The sequence below is a fragment of the Nonomuraea sp. NPDC050547 genome (genome assembly GCF_044457345.1).
Lineage (GTDB): Bacteria > Actinomycetota > Actinomycetes > Streptosporangiales > Streptosporangiaceae > Nonomuraea.
This window is the reverse complement of record NZ_JBITGW010000001.1, coordinates 394884-414938: the sequence shown is the minus strand read 5'-3', so window position 1 is coordinate 414938 and position 20055 is coordinate 394884. Positions and strand designations below refer to the sequence as shown.

19 protein-coding genes are annotated in these 20055 nt (G+C 72.5%); 9 read left to right on the top strand and 10 right to left on the bottom strand.

The window, feature by feature from the left end; genetic code table 11:
- Positions 1-138: 138 nt before the first annotated feature.
- From ACIBHY_RS01925 to alc, 7 genes are all read left to right on the top strand, one after another.
- Positions 139-516 (top strand): gamma-glutamylcyclotransferase, encoded by a 378-nt coding sequence (locus tag ACIBHY_RS01925; protein ID WP_184960572.1) that lies wholly within the window; start codon positions 139-141, stop codon positions 514-516.
- On the top strand, positions 513-1268 hold the full coding sequence (locus ACIBHY_RS01920) for a hydroxypyruvate isomerase family protein (protein ID WP_397245935.1): 756 nt from the start codon (positions 513-515) through the stop codon (positions 1266-1268). Before ACIBHY_RS01925 ends, ACIBHY_RS01920 begins: the two co-directional genes overlap by 4 nt.
- A 29-nt stretch (positions 1269-1297) precedes the next feature.
- Entirely contained in the window at positions 1298-2098 is an 801-nt protein-coding gene (locus ACIBHY_RS01915; protein ID WP_397246773.1) for an NAD(P)-dependent oxidoreductase, read from the top strand.
- A 2-nt stretch (positions 2099-2100) separates the two neighbouring features.
- A complete protein-coding gene (gene gcl, locus ACIBHY_RS01910) occupies positions 2101-3801 on the top strand; it encodes a glyoxylate carboligase (protein WP_397305950.1) in 1701 nt (566 codons plus the stop codon).
- Positions 3802-3886: 85 nt separating this feature from the next.
- On the top strand, positions 3887-5023 hold the full coding sequence (locus ACIBHY_RS01905; RefSeq protein ID WP_397305949.1) for a glycerate kinase: 1137 nt from the start codon (positions 3887-3889) through the stop codon (positions 5021-5023).
- A gap of 1 nt (position 5024) precedes the next feature.
- Entirely contained in the window at positions 5025-6338 is a 1314-nt protein-coding gene (gene allB / locus ACIBHY_RS01900) for an allantoinase AllB (RefSeq protein ID WP_397305649.1), read from the top strand.
- On the top strand, positions 6339-7286 hold the full coding sequence (alc, locus tag ACIBHY_RS01895; protein ID WP_397245929.1) for an allantoicase: 948 nt from the start codon (positions 6339-6341) through the stop codon (positions 7284-7286).
- Between the two features lie 6 nt (positions 7287-7292).
- On the opposite strand, the gene ACIBHY_RS01890 is transcribed toward alc, so the two are convergent.
- Positions 7293-8486 (bottom strand): MFS transporter, encoded by a 1194-nt coding sequence (locus ACIBHY_RS01890; RefSeq protein ID WP_397305648.1) that lies wholly within the window; start codon positions 8484-8486, stop codon positions 7293-7295.
- Between the two features lie 45 nt (positions 8487-8531).
- On the opposite strand from ACIBHY_RS01890, the gene ACIBHY_RS01885 reads away from it, so the two are divergent.
- Complete coding sequence (locus tag ACIBHY_RS01885) at positions 8532-9029, top strand: CGNR zinc finger domain-containing protein (RefSeq protein ID WP_397305646.1); 498 nt, start codon at positions 8532-8534, stop codon at positions 9027-9029.
- Here ACIBHY_RS01885 and ACIBHY_RS01880 read toward each other — a convergent pair.
- From ACIBHY_RS01880 to uraD, 9 genes are all read right to left on the bottom strand, one after another.
- Positions 9026-10108 (bottom strand): XdhC family protein, encoded by a 1083-nt coding sequence (locus ACIBHY_RS01880; protein ID WP_397305645.1) that lies wholly within the window; start codon positions 10106-10108, stop codon positions 9026-9028. The two genes, ACIBHY_RS01885 and ACIBHY_RS01880, sit on opposite strands and share 4 nt — an antisense overlap.
- Before the next feature lie 61 nt (positions 10109-10169).
- Positions 10170-11576, bottom strand: a complete 1407-nt coding sequence (locus tag ACIBHY_RS01875; protein ID WP_397305644.1) for an NCS2 family permease — start codon at positions 11574-11576, stop codon at positions 10170-10172.
- 124 nt (positions 11577-11700) lie between these two features.
- Positions 11701-13998 carry a xanthine dehydrogenase family protein molybdopterin-binding subunit gene (locus tag ACIBHY_RS01870; protein ID WP_397305643.1) on the bottom strand — a complete coding sequence of 766 codons (2298 nt, stop codon included), beginning with the start codon at positions 13996-13998 and terminating at the stop codon, positions 11701-11703.
- Entirely contained in the window at positions 13995-15374 is a 1380-nt protein-coding gene (locus ACIBHY_RS01865; protein WP_397245917.1) for an 8-oxoguanine deaminase, read from the bottom strand. The genes ACIBHY_RS01870 and ACIBHY_RS01865 overlap by 4 nt, the downstream gene beginning before the upstream one ends.
- Entirely contained in the window at positions 15371-15844 is a 474-nt protein-coding gene (locus tag ACIBHY_RS01860; RefSeq protein ID WP_397245915.1) for a (2Fe-2S)-binding protein, read from the bottom strand. The genes ACIBHY_RS01865 and ACIBHY_RS01860 overlap by 4 nt, the downstream gene beginning before the upstream one ends.
- Positions 15844-16704, bottom strand: a complete 861-nt coding sequence (locus tag ACIBHY_RS01855; protein WP_397245913.1) for an FAD binding domain-containing protein — start codon at positions 16702-16704, stop codon at positions 15844-15846. Before ACIBHY_RS01855 ends, ACIBHY_RS01860 begins: the two co-directional genes overlap by 1 nt.
- Before the next feature lie 7 nt (positions 16705-16711).
- Positions 16712-17587, bottom strand: coding sequence for a factor-independent urate hydroxylase (pucL, locus tag ACIBHY_RS01850; RefSeq protein WP_397305642.1), 876 nt, complete (start codon positions 17585-17587; stop codon positions 16712-16714).
- Positions 17588-17881, bottom strand: a complete 294-nt coding sequence (gene uraH / locus ACIBHY_RS01845) for a hydroxyisourate hydrolase (RefSeq protein WP_397245909.1) — start codon at positions 17879-17881, stop codon at positions 17588-17590.
- Positions 17878-18375, bottom strand: coding sequence for a 2-oxo-4-hydroxy-4-carboxy-5-ureidoimidazoline decarboxylase (gene uraD / locus ACIBHY_RS01840; protein WP_397245907.1), 498 nt, complete (start codon positions 18373-18375; stop codon positions 17878-17880). Before uraD ends, uraH begins: the two co-directional genes overlap by 4 nt.
- A 131-nt stretch (positions 18376-18506) precedes the next feature.
- On the opposite strand from uraD, the gene ACIBHY_RS01835 reads away from it, so the two are divergent.
- Positions 18507-20000 carry a PucR family transcriptional regulator gene (locus ACIBHY_RS01835; RefSeq protein WP_397305641.1) on the top strand — a complete coding sequence of 498 codons (1494 nt, stop codon included), beginning with the start codon at positions 18507-18509 and terminating at the stop codon, positions 19998-20000.
- Positions 20001-20055 lie beyond the last annotated feature (55 nt).

The following is a 20055-nucleotide window of genomic DNA, read 5'->3' as shown; positions in this document are numbered from 1 at the left end:
GTACGGCACGCGCCGGCTTCGGACGTCTGGCGGCTAGACCGGCCACGAGGCCGCTGGGTGTACTGAAACGGCACTCAGGCACCGCGCTGCCCGCCACCGGGCAGACCTACGGGCCCCGTCCCCGGCGAAGGAGCCTGCATGACCCTGATGTTCCTGAACGGCGGCGCCATGCGGGGCGGACCGCTGCACCATCTGCTCGGCGACGCGCCACTCGTGGCCGAGACCCGGACGGCGGCCAAGTACCGCTTCTACTCCGTCGGCGGCCGCTGCCCCGCGCTGTACCCGGTCTCGCACGGCGGCGCCGAGATCGACGGCGAACTGTACGACCTGGACCTGGACCGGCTGCGTGACCAGGTCCTCCCGGCCGAGCCGCCGGAGCTGGAGCTGGGGGTGATCGAGCTGGCCGACGGCAGGTCGGCGCTGGCCATGCTGCTGCGCCGGCCGAACACCTCGCACGCCGAGCTGGCCGACATCACCGACTTCGGTTCCTGGACGACCTACAAGGAGAGAGCGTGAGGTTCGACGTCAACTGCTCCATCCTGTTCACCGGCCTCCCCCTGCTGGAGAGGCCGGCCGCGGCCAAGGCCGCCGGGTTCGAGGGGGTGGAGTTCTGGTGGCCGTTCGCGGCCGCCGTACCGGATGACCATGAGGTGGACGCGTTCGTCGCCGCGGTCGAGGACGCGGGGGTGCGGCTGGTCGGGCTGAACTTCGCCGACGACATCGCCGAGGGCGGGCGCGGGCTGTTCTCGCGGCCCGCCGACCGGGCGCGGCTGCGCGACAACCTCGACGTCGCGGTCGGCATCGCGCAGCGGCTGGGCTGCACGGCGCTCAACGCCCTGTACGGCAACCGCGTCACCGGCCAGGAGCGGCAGCAGGACGCGCTGGCGCTGGAGAACCTGGCGCTGGCCGCGCGCAAGGCGGCGGCGATCGGCGCGGTGGTGCTGGTCGAGGCGCTCAACAGCTACGAGTCACCGTCCTACCCGCTGGTGTCGGTGAAGGGCGCGATCGACGTGATCGAGAACGTCGGGGAGCCGAACGTGCGCTTCCTGTGCGATCTGTACCACCTGGCCCGCATGGGCGAGGACCTGACCGCGGCTCTCGCACATCCGCTGGTCGGCCACGTCCAGATCGCCGACGCGCCGGGCCGGGGCCGTCCGGGGACCGGGGAGATCCCGCTCAGGAACCTCCTGGACGGCTACGACGGCTGGGTGGGGCTGGAGTACAAGGACCCCGGCCTCGACTTCGACTGGATCAAGGAGTTCAGCTAGTGAAGATCGGTTTCATCGGGCTCGGGATCATGGGCAGGCCCATGGCCGGGCATCTGGTCAAGGCCGGACACGAGGTGACGGGCTACGACCTCAACCCCGTGGAGTTCGGGGGCGCCCTCGCGGGCGGCGTGGCCGAGGCGGTGAGCGGGGCGGACGTGGTGATCACGATGCTGCCCGCCGACCCGCAGGTCGAGGCCGTCTTCCCGGAGATCGCGGCGAACGCCCGGCCGGACGCCCTGTACATCGACTTCTCCACCATCACCCCGCGGACCTCGCAGAAGGTCGCCCAGCGGTGGAAGCGCAGCCTCGACGCCCCGGTCTCCGGCGGGGAGAAGGGCGCGGCCGACGCGGTCCTGTCGATCATGGTGGGCGGCTCGGCGGACGACTTCGAGGCCGCGAGGCCGGTCTTCGAGGCCGTCGGCACGACGTACAAGCTGGTCGGCGGCCCGGGGGCCGGCCAGTACGTGAAGGCCGCCAACCAGCTCGTCGTCGGCGGCACCTACGCGCTCGTCGCCGAGGCGATCGTGCTGATGGAGGCCGCGGGCGTGGACGCCGCCGCGGGCCTGGACGTGCTCGCCGGCGGCCTGGCCGGCAGCCGCATCCTGGAGCTCAAGCGCGTCTCGATGCTGGCCCGCGACTTCCGGCCGGGCTTCCGCGTCGACCTGCACCACAAGGACATGGGCATCATCCTCGACGCCGCCCGCGGCGCCGGGGTGGCCGTCCCGATGGGCGCGCTGACCGCGCAGCTCATCGCCGCCGCGCGGGCGCAGGGCCACGGCGGCCTCGACCACTCCGCCCTGCTCAAGGTCGTCGAAGGGCTCAGCCGATGAAGATGCCGGCGATGGAGGCAGTCGTCCACGTCCTGCGGTCGGAGGGCGTCGACGTCGCCTTCGGCTGCCCGGGCGCGGCCATCCTGCCCCTGTACAAGGCCATGGAACGGCTCGGCGGCATCGAGCACCTCATCGTCAGGCACGAGGAGGGCGCCACCCACATGGCCGACGGGTGGGCGCGCACCAACGGCCGGGTCGGCCTCGCGATCGGCACCTCGGGCCCGGCGGGCACCAACATGATCACCGGTCTGTACACCGCGATCGCCGACTCGATCCCGATGATCTGCGTCACCGGCCAGGCCGCCTCGGCCAAGCTGCACCAGGAGGCGTTCCAGGCGGTCGACATCGTGGAGATCGCCAAGCCCGTCACCAAGTGGGCCGTGCAGATCAAGGAGGCCGCGCAGGCACCCTGGATCTTCCGCGAGGCCTTCCGCATCGCGCGATCGGGCCGTCCGGGGCCGGTCCTGATCGACATCCCGGTGGACATCGCCAAGCAGGAGATCGAGTACGACCCGGCCATCGACGCCCCGCTGCCCGTCACCCGGGCGCACCCGCACCCGCCGCGGGTCGAGCGCGCCCTGGACATGCTGCTGGCCGCCGAGCGGCCCATCATCCTGGCCGGCGGCGGCGTCATCCTCGCCGACGCCTCGCCGGAACTGGCCGAGCTGGCCGAGCTGCTGCAGATCCCGGTGCAGGCCACGCTCATGGGCAAGGGCTCCATCGACGAGGACCACCCGCTGTACTGCGGCATGACCGGCATCCAGACCTCCCAGCGGTACGGCAACGCCTCCTTCCTGGAATCGGACCTGGTGCTGGCGCTCGGCGCCCGCTTCGGCGACCGGCACACCGGCACCCTCGACGTCTACCGGGGGTCGCGGAAGTTCATCCACGTGGACATCGAGCCGACCCAGATCGGCCGGGTCTTCGGCCCCGACCTGGGCGTCGTTTCCGACACGCGGCTGTTTTTGCGGGCGGTCACCGCGCTGGCGCGCGAGCGCGGCGTGAGCCGTACCCCGGGGGCGTGGGTGGAGCGGGTGCGGGAGCTCAAGCGCACGCTCACCCGCCGCGAGGACTTCGACGAGGTGCCGATCAAGGCTCCGCGCGTCTACAAGGAGATCAACGAGTACTTCGACGACGAGACCTACTTCGTCACCGCGATCGGCCTCTACCAGATCTGGGGCGGCCAGCACCAGAAGGCCGGCAAGCCGCGCCGCTACCAGGTGTGCGGGCAGGCCGGGCCGCTCGGCTGGGAGATCCCGGCGGCCATCGGCGTGAAGAAGGCCAGGCCGGAGGCCACCGTCGTGGGAGTCGTGGGCGACTACGGCTTCCAGTTCCTGGTCGAGGAGCTGGCGGTGGCGGCGCAGTACAACGTGCCGTTCGTGCTGGTGATGCTCAACAACGAGTACCTGGGTCTGATCCGGCAGGCCTCGATCGGCTACGACATGAACTACGAGGTGAACATCCACTACGACGCGTTCGGCTCGGACAACGTCAAGATCATGGAGGCGTACGGCTGCGCCGGCACGCGCGTCTTCGACCCGGCCCAGATCCGTTCCTCGCTGGAATGGGCCACGAAGGAGGCCGAGCGGACCTCGCGGCCCGTGCTGGTCGAGATCATGATCGAGCGTGAGGCCAACACCCCGCACAGCCTGTCGTCCATCGACGCGGTGAGGGAGTTCGAACCCCTTCCGGAGCAGGTGTGATGATAGGCACGCCTTCCTGCCCGCTCGCACCGGGCAGGAAGGCGCGTCCGGCCATTCTGTAACAGCTCGCGAGGAGTTCGTAGTGGTGGAGCACGTGCTTGTTGCCCCCGACAAGTTCAAGGGGTCGCTCACGGCGGCCGAGGTGGCCTCCCGGGTCAGCGCCGGCCTGGGTGTCGCGACGGTCGAGCTGCCCGTGGCCGACGGCGGCGACGGAACCGTCGATGCCGCCGTGGCCTGCGGTTTCGAGCGCGTGCCCCTGACCGTCACCGGTCCCACCGGCGAGCCCGTCGAGGCCGCGTACGCCTGGCGGGCGCCGGTCGCCGTCGTCGAGATGGCCGAGGCGTCCGGGCTGCGCAGGCTGCCCGGCGCGCCGGACGCGCTCGGCGCCACCAGCTACGGCACCGGCGAGCTGATCGCGGACGCGGTCAAGCGGGGCGCCACGCGCGTCGTGCTGGGCATCGGCGGCAGCGCCTGCACCGACGGCGGCGCCGGGATGGCGCGTGCGCTGGGCGCCCGGTTCCTGGACGAGGCGGGTGCGGAGCTGCCGGAGGGCGGGGCGGCGTTGCGGAACCTGGCGAAGATCGATATGTCCGCTTTTATCGAGCTTTCTGGGGTCGAGGTGGTGGTCGCCAGCGATGTCGACAACCCGCTGCTCGGCCCGCACGGCGCCGCCGCCGTCTACGGGCCGCAGAAGGGCGCCTCGCCCGAGGACGTCCAGGTGCTGGAGGCCGGGCTGTCGCGGCTGGCCGCCCGCGCCGCCGCCACGCATGGCCTGGTCGGCGCGGTGGAGCACGACGGCACGCCCCGGCCGATGGGCGTCGCGGGCGCGCCCGGCGCGGGCGCGGCGGGCGGGGTCGGGTTCGCCGCCCTCGCCTTCCTGAGGGCCGAGATCCAGCCGGGCATCGAATACCTGCTCGACCTGCTCGGCTTCGGCGAGCACGTGCGCGGCGCCCGCCTCGTCGTCACCGGCGAGGGCTCGCTCGACGAGCAGTCGCTGCGCGGCAAGGCTCCCGTGGGCGTCGCCAGGGCCGCGGCCAGGGCGGGCGTGCCGGTCGTGGCCGTCTGCGGGCGGCGCACGCTCACCGACGAGCAGCTCAGCGCCGCCGGGATCCGCGCCGCCTACGCGCTCAGCGACATCGAGCCCGACCTGGACCGCTGCATGGCCGAAGCCGGCCCACTGCTCGAACGGCTGGCGGCGCGCATCGCCGCCGACTGGAGGTGAGATGGACGACCTGGTGATCCGGTCGCGGCGCGTGGTGACCCCGGAGGGGGTCCGCGCGGCGGCGGTGGCCGTACGGGAGGGGAAGATCGCGGCGGTGCGCCCGCACGAGGCGAGCACGCCCGCGGCCACCGAGCTCGACCTCGGCGAGGTGGCCCTGCTGCCCGGCCTGGTCGACACCCATGTGCACGTCAACGAGCCGGGCCGCACCCACTGGGAGGGGTTCGCCTCGGCGACGCGCGCTGCCGCGGCGGGCGGCGTCACCACGATCGTGGACATGCCGCTCAACTCGCTGCCGCCGACCGTGACGCCCGCCGCGCTCGCCGCCAAGCGGGCCGCCGCCGCCGGGCAGTGCTTCGTGGACGTCGGGTTCTGGGGCGGGGCGGTGCCCGGCAACGTCAAGGAGCTGCGGCCGCTGCACGAGCTGGGCGTGTTCGGCTTCAAGTGCTTCGTGTCGCCGTCGGGCGTGGAGGAGTTCCCGCCGCTGTCGCTCGACGAGGTACGCCTCGCGCTGGCCGAGATCGCCGCGTTCGACGGCCTGATGATCGTGCACGCCGAGGACCCCGCGCTGCTGGCCGACCCGGCCGGCCCGAGCTACCCCGAGTTCCTCGACTCGCGCCCCGGCTCGGCCGAGCGCAGCGCCGTCGAGCAGGTGATCAGGCTCACCCGGGAGACCGGCGCGCGCACGCACATCCTGCACGTCTCCAGCGCCGGCTGCCTGGAGCCGCTGCGCGCCGCCCGGGACGAGGGCCTGCCGATCACCGCCGAGACCTGCCCGCACTACCTGACCATCGCCGCCGAGCAGGTGCCCGAGGGCGCGACCGCGTTCAAGTGCTGCCCGCCCATCCGCTCGGCCGCCAATCGCGACCTGCTCTGGCAGGGACTCGCCGACGGCGTGCTGACCTGCGTCGTCTCCGACCACTCGCCGTCGCCGGCGGACCTGAAGGTGCCCGACTTCGCCGCCGCGTGGGGCGGCATCGCCTCGCTGCAGCTCGGGCTGAGCGCCGTCTGGACCGAAGGATCGCGCCGCGGGTACGGCCTGGCCGACCTCACCCGCTGGATGGCGGAGAATCCCGCCCGGCTGGCCCGCGTCCCCGGCAAGGGCGCCATCCGCCCCGGGTACGACGCCGACCTGGTCGCCTTCGACCCCGAGGCCGGTCACCGGGTCGACGCCCTCGCCCTTCACCACAAGAACCCCGTCACCCCCTACCACGGGCGCGCCCTGCGGGGCGTCGTCCGCACCACCTGGCTCCGCGGTCGGCGCGTCGACGTGACGGCGGGGCCGTTCGGAACCTTTCTGCAGTTGGGAGCACACTGAATGCCCGCCTTCACCAGACTTCCCGACCTCGCCCTGCGCGGGTACGGCGGCGCCGTCATCGCCGCGAGCGACGAGTCGTTCGCCGAGAAGGAGGCGCTCGTCCGGCCGGGCAGACCGGCCTTCCAGGCGGAGACGTTCGGCAACAAGGGACAGGTGTACGACGGCTGGGAGACCCGCCGCCGCCGCACGCCCGGTCACGACTGGGCGATCATCCGGCTGGGGCTGCCCGGCACGGTGCGCGGCGTGGTGATCGACACGGCGTGGTTCAAGGGGAACTTCCCGCCGCACGCCTCGGTGGAGGCGTGCGAGGTGACCGGGACCCCGTCTCCGGAGGAGCTGGCGACGGCCGGATGGGTGGAGATCGTGCCGCGCGCCGACCTCAAGGGCGATGCCGAGCATCACTTCGAGGTGCGCGACGAGCGCCGCTACACCCATGTGCGGCTGAACATGTACCCCGACGGGGGGATCGCCCGGCTGCGCGTGCACGGCGAGGTACGCCCTGACCTGTCGCTGTATGACGGGCTGAGCCTCGACCTGGCCGCGCTGGCCAACGGCGCGGTGGTGACCGGGTGCTCGAACGAGTTCTACTCCGCGCCCCACAACGCCATCGCCCCCGGTCTGGCCAGGCACCAGGCGGAGGGCTGGGAGACCGCGCGGCGGCGCGACGAGGGCAACGACTGGATCGAGGTGCGCCTGGCCGGGCGGGGCGTCATCGGGCTGGCCGAGATCGACACGACGAACCTGCTGTTCAACGCGCCGGGCGCGATCAGGCTGCGGGGCAGGGACGGCGAGGGCGACTGGTTCGACCTGCTCCCCCGGACCGGCCTGCAGCCCGACACCCCGCACCGCTTCCGGGTCGGGGAGGCCCGGCCCGTCACCCACGTGCGGGCCGACATCTACCCGGACGGCGGCCTGGCCAGGATCCGCCTGCACGGCAACCTGGCGTGAGACGCCTTATGCCATCGCCGCGTCCGTGGTGACCCGGCGGCGTTCGGCCACGGAGGAGCCCAGGGCGACCAGGGTGCTCAGGGCCACGCACAGGCCGATGGCGGGCTGGGCGCCGACGCGCTCCACGAGCCAGGCCACGGTCATCCCGGCGGCGCCGTAGCCGAGCCCTCCGGCGGCGTACATGCCGGAGAAGCCCACGGCCCACTGCGACTCCGGCAGCCGGTCCTGCAGCGACACCGCGCGGGCGGTCAGGGCGGGCGTCTGCAGGAGGCCGGCGACCGCGAACAGGGCCACGACCAGGCCGAGCACCGGGACCAGCGTGGCCGCGCCCAGCGCGAGACCGATGCCCGCCGACAGCAGCGCCGCCTGCGCCGGCGGGGTGCCCGGCCAGGCGCGGGCGCCGTACAGGAGGCCGCCGCCGATTCCGGCCAGGGTGTACGCGGTCAGGACCGGGCCGGCCAGGGCGGCGTCGGCGTCGTGCGCGGCCAGGAGGACCGGCAGCGCCAGGCTGACGGCGCCGAAGGCGAACATCATCGCCCCGTCGTACGCCATCGCGGGCCAGCTGGTGCGCCACAGGCGGGCGCGGTGGGCGGTGGCGGTCCTGGGCGGGTCGAGGAGGCGGCGTCCGGCCAGCGCTCCCGCCGCCGCCACGGCGGCCATGAGCAGGATCGGGAGGCGGGCGTCCACGACGGCCAGGAGCGCCACCACCGCGGGGGCGACGGTCCAGACGGTCGTGCCGGCCACCGATTCGAGGCTGAGCGCGGGCACGCGTCGCTCGGGTGGCGCCAGCCGTACCAGGAGGGCGCGCAGGCCGCCGTGGGCGCCCGCGGAGATCGCGCCGCCGAGCCCGGCCAGGGCGAGCATTCCCGCGGGCGTCCACCACTCCGCGCGGGGGGAGGCGGTGGCGAGCAGGGTAAGCAGGGCGAAGGCCGCGGCCTCCACACCCAGGACCAGGGCGATCTCGGAGCGGGCGGGGCGGCGGTCGAAACGCCTGCCCAGAGGGCCTGCCGCGACCGCCTCGGCGAGCGCGTGGCCGCCGCCCAGGAGGGCGCCGACGGCGTAGGAGCCGGTGGCGGCGTGCCCGAGGAAGACCAGCGCGAGCGGCGCGGCGGCCACCGGGAACCGCTGGCAGACCAGGACGGCGAACCAGACCCCGACCCCCGGCGAACGCAGTACGGCCAGATACTGTTTACCGGTCATACTTATAGACGGTAACAGTTACCGGCTATCGAGTAAACTGGTTACATGACGGAGAGCGTGGCGCCGGGAGCGTTGGAGCAGGTGCGGTCGTTCCTCAACACGTGGTGGGTGCCCAACGACACGCGGGTGGCCGAGGACAGCCTGCCCGGCACACTGGCCGATCCGGCCGACCTCGGTGAGATGTCGGAGCTCAGGGCGGCGTTGCGGGCGGCTCTGGGGGTCGAGCGGCCGGCCGTACTGGCGTCATGGCTGGAGCGGCACCCGCTGCGGGCCGGGCTCTCGTCCGACCCCGGGAGCCCGCCGCTCGTGCTGACCCCCGAGGACGGCACGGCGGCGGGCCGGGTTCTGGCGGTGGTGGCGGAGGCGGTGCGGGCCGGGCAGTGGGCGCGGCTCAAGGCCTGTCCCGACTGCTCGTGGGTCTTCTACGACCACAGCCGCAACGGCAGCCGCCGCTGGTGCGTGATGAGCCCGGGAGGTTCGGATTCGCGGGGGTGCGGAAGCATCGCGAAGGTGCGCGCCTATCGGGAGCGCAGGCGCGCCTAGCGGGTGAGGGCGTGGACGGGGCCGGAGGTGGTGGTCAGGGGGCGGCAGGTGCCGCCGCGCCGGGTGGCCACGAGCTCGGCGGCGATGGAGACGGCGACCTCCTCCGGGGTGCGGGCGCCGAGGTCGAGGCCGATCGGGGAGCGCAGGCGCGACAGTTCGGCCTCGGACAGGCCCGCCTCGCGCAGACGGCGCGACCTCTCCTCGTGGGTACGGCGCGAGCCCATCGCGCCCACGTAACCGGCTTCGGTGCGCAGGGCCCGTTCCAGCAGGGGGATGTCGAACTTCGGGTCGTGGGTCAGGACGGCGATGGCGGTGCGGGCGTCCACGGGGGTGCGCTCCAGGTAGCGGTGCGGCCAGTCGACGACCACCTCGTGGGCGTCGGGGAAGCGCTTGGGGGTGGCGAAGACCGGGCGGGCGTCGCAGACGGTCACGTGGTAGCCGAGGAAGCCACCGGCGCGGGTGAGGGCGGCGGCGAAGTCGACGGCGCCGAAGACCAGCAGCCGGGGCGGGGGCGCGTAGGTCTCTGCGAACATCCGCAGGCCGTCACAGCCCACCTCCCTGACGCCGGTCAGGCCGGTGTCCAGCATGGCCGCCGCCTCCGCCGCCACGAGGCGGCCGACGACCTGGTCGCCGGAGGCGCCGGTGACTCGCCCATCCGCCTCAACCGTCAAGGAGAAGGGGTCGCCACTGGCCGGGGGCAGGATCCGGGCCAGGGCGACCGGCTCATCGGCGGCCAGCGCCTCCAGGTAGGTGCGGAAGGCGGGCTCGGCGGTGTTCGGCCATACGAGGATCTCGATGACGCCGCCGCAGGTCAGCCCGACCGCGAACGCGTCGTCGTCGCTGTAGCCGAACGTCCGCAGCAGGGGCCGGTTCTCTTCGAGGGAGCGCAGGCACAGCTCGTACACCGCGCCTTCCACGCAGCCGCCGGAGACGCTGCCGACGGCGGTGCCGTCTTCTGCCACGGCCAGCGCGGCTCCCGGCTCGCGGGGCGCGCTGCCGCCGACCCCGACGACGGAGGCGACCGCGAACCTCCGGCCCTCCCCGGTCCAGGCCAGGAGGTCGTCGACGAGATCACGCATGGTGTCTCCCTGAGCTGTAGGCGGGGGAACGCCCGCGGGCGCTCCCCCGGGCGGAAGGGGCCTAGCCGAACAGGCCCTCGATGAACGAGATCCCGAAATAGGCCACGAAAATGGCGGTGATCAGCCACAACAGCCAGTGGATCTCGGAGAACCTGCCGCGCGCCGCCTTGATCACGGTGTACGCGACGATCCCCGCCCCGACCCCGTTGGTGATCGAGTAGGTGAACGGCATCAGGGAGATCGTGAGGAAGGCCGGAACGGCCAGCTCCAGATCGTCCCAGGAGATCTTGCGGGCGGCGGTCATCATGAGCGCCCCCACCAGCACGAGCGCGGGCGCCGCCGCCTGGGCGGGCACGACGGCGGCCAGCGGGGTCAGGAACATCGCGCCCGCGAACAACCCGCCGGTGACGAGGCTGGCGAGGCCGGTGCGAGCGCCCTCCCCGACTCCCGCCGCCGACTCCACGACGACCGTGTTGGCCGAGGCCCCGGTGGCGCCGCCGATGATGGCGCCGAAGCCGTCGATGGTGAGGATCTTGCCGATGCCCTTGATCTGCCCCTTGTCGTCGGACAGCCCGGCCTCCTCGCCGACGCCGATGATGGTGCCCATCGCGTCGAAGAAGCCCGACAGCACCAGCGTGAACAGCACCACGGTGGCGGTCAGGATTCCGGCCTGGCCGAAGCCGCCGAACAGGTCGACGGAGCCGAGCAGCCCGAAGTCGGGGGTGGCGAAGACGTCCTTGGGCATGGCCGGGGTGACGACGCCCCACTTAAGCCCGTCGACGGCGGCGTTGACGACGATGGCCAGCGCGGTCGCGGCGACGATGCTGATGAGGATGGCTCCGGGCACGCGGCGCACGTACAGGCCGAGCATGAGCAGCAGCCCGGCGCAGAAGACGACCACGGGCCAGCCCTGCAGGTGGCCGCCGGCGCCGAGGGTGATGGGCGTGCCCTCGCCCCTGCCGACGAATCCGGCGTCCACGAGGCCGATGAGCGCGATGAACATGCCGATGCCGACCCCGATGGCGTGTTTCAGGCCGGTGGGGATGGCGTCCATGATGAGCTGCCTGATGCCGGTGAGGGCGAAGACGACGATCACGACGCCTTCGAGCACCACCAGGCCCATGGCCTGGTCCCAGGTCATGAACGGCGCCGCCTGGAAGGCCACCACCGGCGCCACGCCGAGCCCGGAGGCCAGCGCGAACGGGGCGTTCCCCACCAGGCCCATCAGGATGGTGGTGAGCGCGGCCGACAGCGCGACGGCGGTGGTCAGCTGCGGGATGGTGAGCTGGGCTCCGGTGACGTCCTTGGCGCCGCTGAGGATGATCGGGATGAGCAGGATGATGTAGGCGACGGCCACGAACGTGGTGATGCCGCCGCGCACCTCCCTGCCGACGGTGCTCCCCCTGCCCGACAGGTCGAAGAACCGGTCCAGCGCTCCGGTTGGGGGTTTTGTCTGGAGTTGGGTCATGGTCGGGGCCCTCCTCGGGCGTGGTCGACCTGCGGCTGCGCTGCCGCTGGGTGCGGTTGTGGAGTCTGTCCCGCTGACATGGGGGGTGCGGGCTGCCCCTGTTGATCAACTCACCCGGAGTGGTTCATCCCGTGATGTGCTCCGGACGCACAGGCACTCGGTGGAGTGCGAGCCCCGTGGCGTCGCGGATGGCCGCGACGATGGCCGGGGTGGAGGAGAGCGTGGGTGGCTCTCCGGCGCCACGCAGCCCGTATGGGGCCCGCGGGTCGGCGTTCTCGAGGATCTCCAGCCGCATGGGCGGCATGTCGAGGATGGTGGGGATGAGGTAGTCGGTGAAGGACGGATTGCGTACCTTGCCGTCGCTGACCACGATCTCCTCCATCACGGCGAGGCCGAGGCCCTGGGCGGTGCCGCCGTGGATCTGGCCTTCCAGGGAGAGGCGGTTGAGGATCTTGCCGACGTCCTGGACGGCAGCCAGCTCGACCACCTTCACCAGGCCGAGTTCCACGTCGACGTCGACGACGGCGCGATGCACGCAGAGCGCGACCTGGGTGTGGGTGTCGCCCTGGCCGGTGACCGGGTCCATGCCGGTGGTGGGGTGGTGGTGGTACTCGCGGGTCTCCTCGATGACCTGGTCGCCCAGGACGTCCTCGATGCTCGCGACCACTCCCCGCGAGGCAGAGATGATTTTTCCCCCGGCGAGCGACAAATCGTCGTACACCCCGTCCACGAGGGCGAAGAGGCGATCGCGTACGGCCCAGCAGGCCGCCTGGACCGAGCCGCCCGTCATGTACGACTGCCGCGACGCCGACGACGACCCCGCGCTGCCCACCTGGTTGTCGGCCGGATGGATGACCACGTTCTCGATTCCCAGCTCGGTGCGAGCGATCTGGGCCTCGATGGTCACCAGCCCCTGGCCGACCTCCGCGGCGGCCGTGTGCACCAGCGCGGTCGCGGCCCCGCCGATGACCTCCAGGCGCACCCGGGCTGTGGAGTAGTCGTCGAAGCCCTCGGAGAAACAGATGTTCTTGAGGCCGACGCCGTAGCCGACGCCCCGCCGTACCCCCTCTCCGTGGGTGGTCTGGGAGGCGCCGCCGGGCAGGTTGCGGAGGTCGGAACTGTCGAGCGGAGGGGGCATGGGCAGGTCGCGGGCCTGGGCGAGCATGTCCTTCATGGGCAGTGGCGCGTGGATGATCTGCCCGGTGGCCAGCGCGGACCCTTGGGAGGCGGCGTTTGTTCGCCTGATGGTCACCGGGTCGATCCCGCAGGCTTCACCCAGCTTGTCCATCATGGACTCGTAGGCGAAACACGCCTGGACCGCGCCGAACCCCCGCATCGCCCCGCAGGGCGGGTTGTTGGTGTAGACGCCATAAGCGTCGATCTTGACGTTCGGGATCTCGTAGGGGCCGACGCCGAGCGAAGCGGCGTTGCCCACGACGTTGAGCGTGGCCGAGGTGTACGCGCCGCCGTCCAGGACGATCTCCACGTCGGCGTAGAGGATCTTGCCGTCCCGGGACGCGCCGTACTCGTAGCGCATCTGGGCCGGATGCCGGTGCACGTGGCCGAAGAACGACTCGTGCCGGTTGTACATCATCTTGACCGGCGCGCCGGTGCGCAGGGCGAGCATGGCGGCGTGGATCTGCATGGACAGGTCCTCGCGCCCGCCGAACGCGCCGCCGACCCCGGACAGCGTCATCCGGATGCGGTCCTCGGGCAGGCCGAGGCAGGGGCCGATCTGCTTGAGGTCGTTGTGCATCCACTGGGTGGCGACGTACAGCTCGACGCCGCCGTCCTCCGCGGGCACCGCGAGGCCGGATTCCGGGCCGAGGAAGGCCTGGTCCTGGATACCGACCTCGTAGGTGCCGGTGACCACGACCTCGGCGGCGGCGCGCACGGCCTCGACGTCGCCGACCCTGACCGGCTGGTGGCGGGCCGGGTTCGGCCGGTCCTGCACCCGCGGGTAGGAAGGGTCGAAAGCGGCCCGCCTGGCGTCGATCAGCGGCTCCAGGATCTCCCACTCGATCGCGATCTTGTCGAGCGCGCGGCGGGCGGTCTCGGGGTGGTCGGCCGCGACGAGCGCGATCGCCTCGCCCTGGTGGCGTACCTCGCCGATGGCCAGCACGGGCTGGTCCCAGGTGAGGTCGAGCCCGTAGTGCTTGCGGCCGGGGACGTCCTCGTGCGTGAGTACGGCGCGCACCCCCGGATGGGCGAGTGCGGCGGCGGTGTCGATCGAGACGATGCGGGCGCGCGGATGGGGGCTGCGGAGCGTCGCGCCCCACAGCATCCCCTCCGCCCACAGGTCGGAGGCGTAGGCGAACTCGCCCTTGACCTTGAGGGTCCCGTCGGGCCGCAACGTGCTCTCGCCCACTCCCCCGATGCCGGGGGCGGCGATCTCGTGCGGCGCGCGCAGCGGGAGTGTCACGTGTGTACCTCCTTGGCGACGGAGAATCCCCGCTCCCGCGCCAGCCGCATCAGGCGCCGGTGCGCCTCGGCGCCCGCGCGTCCCGACGCGTCCTGGTCGACGGTCTTCAGCTCGTCGTTCTCGACGACGCTCTCGCCGCCGACGAGCAGGCGGGCCAGCGGCGGCTGCCGGGTGGCGAACACCAGCTGGCAGACGGGGTCATCGACGGCGCCGGCGAAGGCGCCGTCGACGCGCCACAGCGCGATGTCGGCGAGCTTGCCGGCCTCCAGCGAGCCGAGCTCGCCGGCGCGGCCGAGGTTGCGCGCGCCGCCCATGGTGGCCATCTCCAGCGCCTGGCGGGCGGTGAGCGCGGTGGGCCCGTGCGCGGCGCGCTGGAACAGCAACGCCTGGCGCATCTCGCCGGACAGCGTGGTCAGCTCGGAGGAGGCGTTGCCGTCGACGCCGAGCCCGACGTTGGCCCCGCGCCGCAGCATCTCGGAGACGCGGGCGATGCCGGCGCCGAGGCGGCCGTTGGAGGAGGGGCAGTGGGCGGCGCCGGTGCCGGTCGCGGCGAACTTGTCGATGTCGGCGTCGCTCAGGTGCACGGTGTGGGCGAACCACACGTCGGGGCCGAGCCAGCCGAGCTTCTCCATGTAGTCGACCGGCCGCACGCCGAACGCCTCGACGCAGTGCTCGTCCTCGTCGAGCGTCTCGGCCAGGTGCGTGTGCAGACGTACGCCCTTGGCCCTGGCCAGCTCGGCGGCGTCGGTCATCAACTCGGCGGTGACCGAGAACGGCGAGCAGGGCGCGACCGCGACGCGCAGCTTCGAGGAGAACGACGGGTCGTGGTAGGCGTCGATGGCCTCGGAGGTGGCGGCCAGGACGGTGTCGCGGTCCTCGACCACCACGTCCGGCGGCAGGCCGCCCTGCGACTGACCGCGGTCCATGGAGCCGCGGGCGGGGTGGAAGCGGATGCCCAGCTCCCTGGCGGCCTCGATCTCGGCGGCGAACAGGTCGCCGCGGCCCTTCGGGAAGACGTAGTGGTGGTCGCTGGAGAGCGTGCAGCCCGACAGCGCCAGGTAGCCGAGCCCGGCGGCGGCGGCGCCCTTGACGACCTCGGCGTCCATGGCGGCCCACACCTGGTAGCTGGCGACCAGCCACTCGAACAGGGTGGCGTCCTGGGCCAGGCCCTGCGAGGCCCACTGGTAGAGGTGGTGGTGGGTGTTGACAAGGCCGGGCGTGGCCAGGCAGCCGGTGCCGTCGACGCGGGTCTCGCCGGGGTCCGGCGCGGCGGCGCCGGAGCCGACCTCCGTGATCCGGTCCCCCTCGATCCGGATGTATCCGGACGGGATCTCGGGGCCGGTGACCGGCGCGATGTAGACGTTCTCGATGATCATGGGGTGACGGCCTTTCGGGACGCGGCCAGCCGTACCGCGTCGAGGATCTTCTCGTAGCCCGTGCAGCGGCACAGGTTGCCCGCGAGCGCCTCGCGGATCTCCGCGTCGGACGGGTCGGGCACTCTGCCGATGAGGTCGTGCGCCTGCACGATCAGCCCGGGTGTGCAGAATCCGCACTGCACGGCGCCGCACTCGACGAACGCCTCCTGCACGGGGTCGAGGCGGTCGCCGTCGGCCAGGCCCTCGACCGTGCGGACCTGGCGGCCCTCGGCCTGACCCGCGGCGACCAGGCAGGCGCAGACCGGCGTGCCGTCTAGGTAGACGGTGCAGGAGCCGCATTCGCCCTGCTCGCAGGCGTTCTTGGAGCCGGGCAGGCCGACCCGCTCGCGCAGCACGTACAGCAGGCTCTCTCCGGCCCACACGTCGTCGACGGACTCTTCGCGGCCGTTGACGGTGAAGGAGACCCTCATCAGGCGGCCCTCACTTTCCGGTAGTCGTTCCACGCCCAGGTGAGCGTGCGGCGCGCCATCACGGCGATGGCGTGCCTGCGGTAGTCGGCGGTGCCGCGCACGTCGTCGATCGGCGAGGCGGCGCGGGAGCACAACTCGCCGAAGCGCCTGAGCACCGCGGAGTCGAGGCGGGCGTCCCAGTCGAGTTCGTTCGCCAGGAACTCCTCGGCCTCAAGGGCGCGGCGCGGGGTGGGGGCGGCCGAGCCGATCCCGGTTCCGACCCGGCGCTCGCCGGGGTGCAGCGCGACCGAGAACGAGCAGACCGCGATGACCATGGCGTTGCGGGTGCCGACCTTGGAGAAGTACTGCGGCCCGCCCGCTGCCTCGACCCGCACCGCCCTGATCAGCTCGTCCGGCTCCAGCGCGCTGCGCTTGACGCCCAGGTAGAACTCGTGCGCCGGGATCATCCGCACGCCGCGCGCCCGCGACTCCACCTCGACGACCGCCCCGGCCGCCAGCAACGGCGGATGGCTGTCGCCCGCGGGCGAGGCCGCCCCGAGGTTGCCGCCGACGGTGCCGCGGTTGCGGATCTGCGGCGAGCCGACCGTCCGCGAGGCCTGCGCGAGCCCCGGCAGCACCCCGCCGAGCTCCTCGATGATCTTCACGTACGGCAGGCCCGCCCCGACCCGGTAGGTGCCGCCCTCCCGCGACCAGGTGGCCAGCTCGCCCACCTGGTTGAGGTCGAGCAGCGCCGGCGGCCGGTGCACGTCGAAGTTGATCTCCACCATCACGTCGGTGCCGCCCTGGATGGGCACGGCCTCCGGCTGGTCCGCCTTGGCGGCCAGCGCCTCCGCCCACGTGGTGGGCCGCAAGAACTCCATCAGTCAGTCACTCCCAGGCGAAGGCGGCCTCAGGGGCGTCGTCCCGCAGGACGGCGCCCTCGATCAGCCCGTAGGGCCGGTCGGCCGCGTAGTAGACCTCGTTGTCGTTGTCGAGCCCGAACGGCGCCAGGTCCACGAGGAAGTGGTGCTTGTTCGGCATCGCGAACCTGATCTCGCAGACCTCCTCGCGGGTGTCGAGCACCCGCCTGCCCATGGCGTAGAGGGTCTGCTGGAGGGAGAGGCTGTGGGTGTCGGCGAAGGCTTCGAGCAGGCAGCGCCGTACCTCGTCGTAGGACGTGCCGAAGGAGGAGGCTTCGCCTGTGTGCCGCCACCGGGCGCTGACGGCGGTCGCGAGGATGCGGTCGGTGGTGGGCTTCAGCGTCGTGTACGCGTCCTCGATGTAGCCGTGGAACTCCGAGCCGGTCGAGTTGAGCACCACGAGGTCCTTCAGGCCGGACACGACGGTGGTGCGGCCGTCCCTGTCGTGGTGGACCACGCAGGTGCGCACCTCCTGCCCGTCGCGGACGAAGGAGTGCCGGTGCTCGCCGGAGACGGGGATGCGCCGCCAGGCGTACTCCTCGATCTCCACGCGGGCGTGGCCGATCGTGGGCTGGCTGTCGACGTAGTGTCTGGCCAGCAGGAGGGCGAAGTCCTCGATCTGGTCGACGCCGTGCTTCCTGGCGAAGGCGAAGGCCGTGTTCTTCTGCGTGTCGGTGGGGAGAACGGCCGCGTTGCTGCCGGTCAGGTGGACATCGGCCATGTCGCCGGACAGGGCCGAGCTGACGTTGATGTCCTTGATGTGATGGACACCGCCGTCCCGCACGACCCGGACGACCCTGGTCTCCGCCTTTCCGTAGCGGTTGGGCCCGAGAATGACAGGCATCTAGCTCCCTCGATAAGTGGAGTACGCGAACGGGCTGAGCAGCAGCGGCACGTGGTAGTGCTGGTCCGGGTCCTCGACGGCGAAGGTGATGACCACCTCGGGGTAGAAGGCGCTCAGCGCGCCGGTGTCGAAGACGACGCGGTGCACGCCCCGGCCGGGGTTCCAGCCCTTGATCCGGCCGTCGTCGTCGGTGCGGCCCTCGGCCACGACCTCGCCGTCCCGCTCCAGCCGTACGGGGACTCCCGCGGCGGGGCGGCCCGTCGCGGCGTTCAGGATGTGGGTGGAGAAGCTCATGCCACGCCCACCAGCTTCGCCATGCGCAGCCGGGTGATCTTGGCGAGCTCGTCGCGTACCACGCGGCGCTCGGCCTCCTCGTCGTTGAGCAGGCGCTCGTTGAGGCGGTCCAGCATCTGGCGGCCGCTCAGGCCGGTCGCGCAGATGAGGTACACGTGGCCGAACCTGTCCTCGTAGTCCCGGTTGCCCCGCGCGAGCTCGGCCAGCACGTCGTCGCCGACTCCCGCCTGCTCCTGACGCGACCACTTCTCCGTGGTGCGCTCGCCGATCCTCGGGTGGGCGCCGAGCGCCTCCAGCACCTCGGGCCACTCCAGCGCGCGCACCGCGGTGTCGGCGGCGGCGGTGAGCTGGGCCAGGTCCCGGTGGGGCCGCAGCGCGGCCACGGTCCTGGCGAAGGCGGGCGAGGCGCAGCAGGCCATCAGCTCGCGCTCGGCGTCGGCCGGGCCGAGGGCGTTGAAGTCGGCCAGCCCGGACACGGTCTGCAGGTTCGGCATGTCAGAAGTACACACAGGGCTCTCGTGCCCGGTCCATCCGCAAGAACTCCGAACTGCTCCAGGGGTTGGTCAGGACTTTTCGTGTCATGCTCCAAGTTCTTGGGGCCCGCACCCGCGGGTACTGTCCGTGCATGCGACTCAACGCGCTGCTGGAGATGCCCGAACTGGGCCTGTCGACCGTGGTCGGGCACGACGAACTCGACCGGCCGCTGCGCTGGGTCGTCACCACCGACCTGCTCCACCCCGGCCGCTACCTGAGCGGCGGCGAACTCGTCCTGACCGGCCTCATCTGGCGCGGCTCCCCCGCCGACAGCGAGACGTTCGTGGCCGCGCTGGCCGCCGCCGGGGTCTCGGGGCTGGGCGCCTGCGAGGCGGCCTCCGGCGGCCTGCCCGCCGACCTGGTGGCCGCGTGCGAGAAGCACCGGGTGCCGCTGTTCCACGTGCCGCAGGCGCTCGGGTTCGCCGAGGTGACCGAGCACATCGTGCGCCGGCTGTCGGGCGCGCGGGCCTCCGACGTCAAAGCCGTGCTCGACCGGCACCGCCAGCTCGTCTCCGGCGCCGGGCTCGACCCCGTGATGGAGATGATCGGGCGCGACCTCGGCATGCGCGGCTGGGTGCTGACCGCCTCCGGCCGTACCGTGGCCGGCGCCGAGCCGCCTGCCGACCCGGCCATGCTGGCCAGGGCGTTCCTGACGGCCAAGCGGCTGCCGTGCGTACGCGGCGGCCACACGATCTTCCCCGTGGACGAGCAGACCACCTCGCGGGTGGCCGACTGGTTCGTGGCCTTCGAGGGCTCCATGGACGACTGGCCGGAGGAACGGCTCGCGCTGGCCGCGGAACTGGCGGCCGTCGCCGCGCTGGAGCGCATGCGGCTGGACGACCGGCTCAGCCCCGAGGGCCGCATCGGCCAGGAACTGGTCCGGCTCGTGCTCACCGACGGACGGCCCAGCGACATCCTGCCGCGCCTGCAGGTGACCGGCCTGGCCGAGGCGGCCGGTTACGTCGCCGTCGCCGCCGCGGCGGGGGGCAGCCTGCGCCCCGGCGAGCTGCGGGCGGTCGTCAAGGAGATCCTGTACGGCCTGCGCCCCGTCGTCGGCGTCGTCGAGGACGAGACGATCGCCCTCGTGCCGGCGACCGGCGAGGACGTCACCGGCCGGGTACGCGACGCCGTACACGCGCTGGCACCCGGGCTCGGCGGCAGCAGGCTCAAGGTCGGGGTGAGCGGCCAGGCGCAGGTGGAGGGCCTGCACGGCGCGGTCGAGGAGGCCCGCTACGCGCGCCGGATGGCCGAGGGCAGGGCCGAACCCGACGCGGTCGTGGGCCACGACGAACTGGCCACGCACGTGCTGCTGCTGGCGTCGGTGCCCGACGACGTGCGGCACATGTTCCGGGTGCGGCTGCTGGACCCGCTGCGCTCCTACGACCAGGTGCACCGGGCCGACCTGGTGCGCACGCTGGAGGCGTTCCTGCTGTGCTCGGGGTCGTGGACCAAGTGCGCCGAGCTGCTCCACGTGCACGTCAACACGCTGCGCTACCGCATCCAGCGCATCCAGGACCTCACCGGGCGCGACCTGTCGCGGCTGGAGGACCGGGTGGACTTCTTCCTGGCGCTGCGGCTGGGCTAGGCGGGTAAAGAGAGGTCAGGGCGACGGAGACGGGCGGAGCGCGGCGATAGACTGG

Bases quoted from the DNA above. Each gene is read 5' to 3' on its own strand.
- ACIBHY_RS01925 (WP_184960572.1), top strand. From the start codon at position 139: ATGACCCTGATGTTCCTGAACGGCGGCGCCATGCGGGGCGGACCGCTG.
- ACIBHY_RS01915 (WP_397246773.1), top strand. From the start codon at position 1,298: ATGGGCAGGCCCATGGCCGGGCATCTGGTCAAGGCCGGACACGAGGTG.
- gcl (WP_397305950.1), top strand. From the start codon at position 2,101: ATGCCGGCGATGGAGGCAGTCGTCCACGTCCTGCGGTCGGAGGGCGTC.
- allB (WP_397305649.1), top strand. From the start codon at position 5,025: ATGGACGACCTGGTGATCCGGTCGCGGCGCGTGGTGACCCCGGAGGGG.
- alc (WP_397245929.1), top strand. From the start codon at position 6,339: ATGCCCGCCTTCACCAGACTTCCCGACCTCGCCCTGCGCGGGTACGGC.
- ACIBHY_RS01890 (WP_397305648.1), bottom strand. From the start codon at position 8,486: ATGACCGGTAAACAGTATCTGGCCGTACTGCGTTCGCCGGGGGTCGGG.
- ACIBHY_RS01885 (WP_397305646.1), top strand. From the start codon at position 8,532: ATGACGGAGAGCGTGGCGCCGGGAGCGTTGGAGCAGGTGCGGTCGTTC.
- ACIBHY_RS01880 (WP_397305645.1), bottom strand. From the start codon at position 10,108: ATGCGTGATCTCGTCGACGACCTCCTGGCCTGGACCGGGGAGGGCCGG.
- ACIBHY_RS01875 (WP_397305644.1), bottom strand. From the start codon at position 11,576: ATGACCCAACTCCAGACAAAACCCCCAACCGGAGCGCTGGACCGGTTC.
- ACIBHY_RS01865 (WP_397245917.1), bottom strand. From the start codon at position 15,374: ATGATCATCGAGAACGTCTACATCGCGCCGGTCACCGGCCCCGAGATC.
- ACIBHY_RS01860 (WP_397245915.1), bottom strand. From the start codon at position 15,844: ATGAGGGTCTCCTTCACCGTCAACGGCCGCGAAGAGTCCGTCGACGAC.
- ACIBHY_RS01855 (WP_397245913.1), bottom strand. From the start codon at position 16,704: ATGGAGTTCTTGCGGCCCACCACGTGGGCGGAGGCGCTGGCCGCCAAG.
- pucL (WP_397305642.1), bottom strand. From the start codon at position 17,587: ATGCCTGTCATTCTCGGGCCCAACCGCTACGGAAAGGCGGAGACCAGG.
- uraH (WP_397245909.1), bottom strand. From the start codon at position 17,881: ATGAGCTTCTCCACCCACATCCTGAACGCCGCGACGGGCCGCCCCGCC.
- uraD (WP_397245907.1), bottom strand. From the start codon at position 18,375: ATGCCGAACCTGCAGACCGTGTCCGGGCTGGCCGACTTCAACGCCCTC.
- ACIBHY_RS01835 (WP_397305641.1), top strand. From the start codon at position 18,507: ATGCGACTCAACGCGCTGCTGGAGATGCCCGAACTGGGCCTGTCGACC.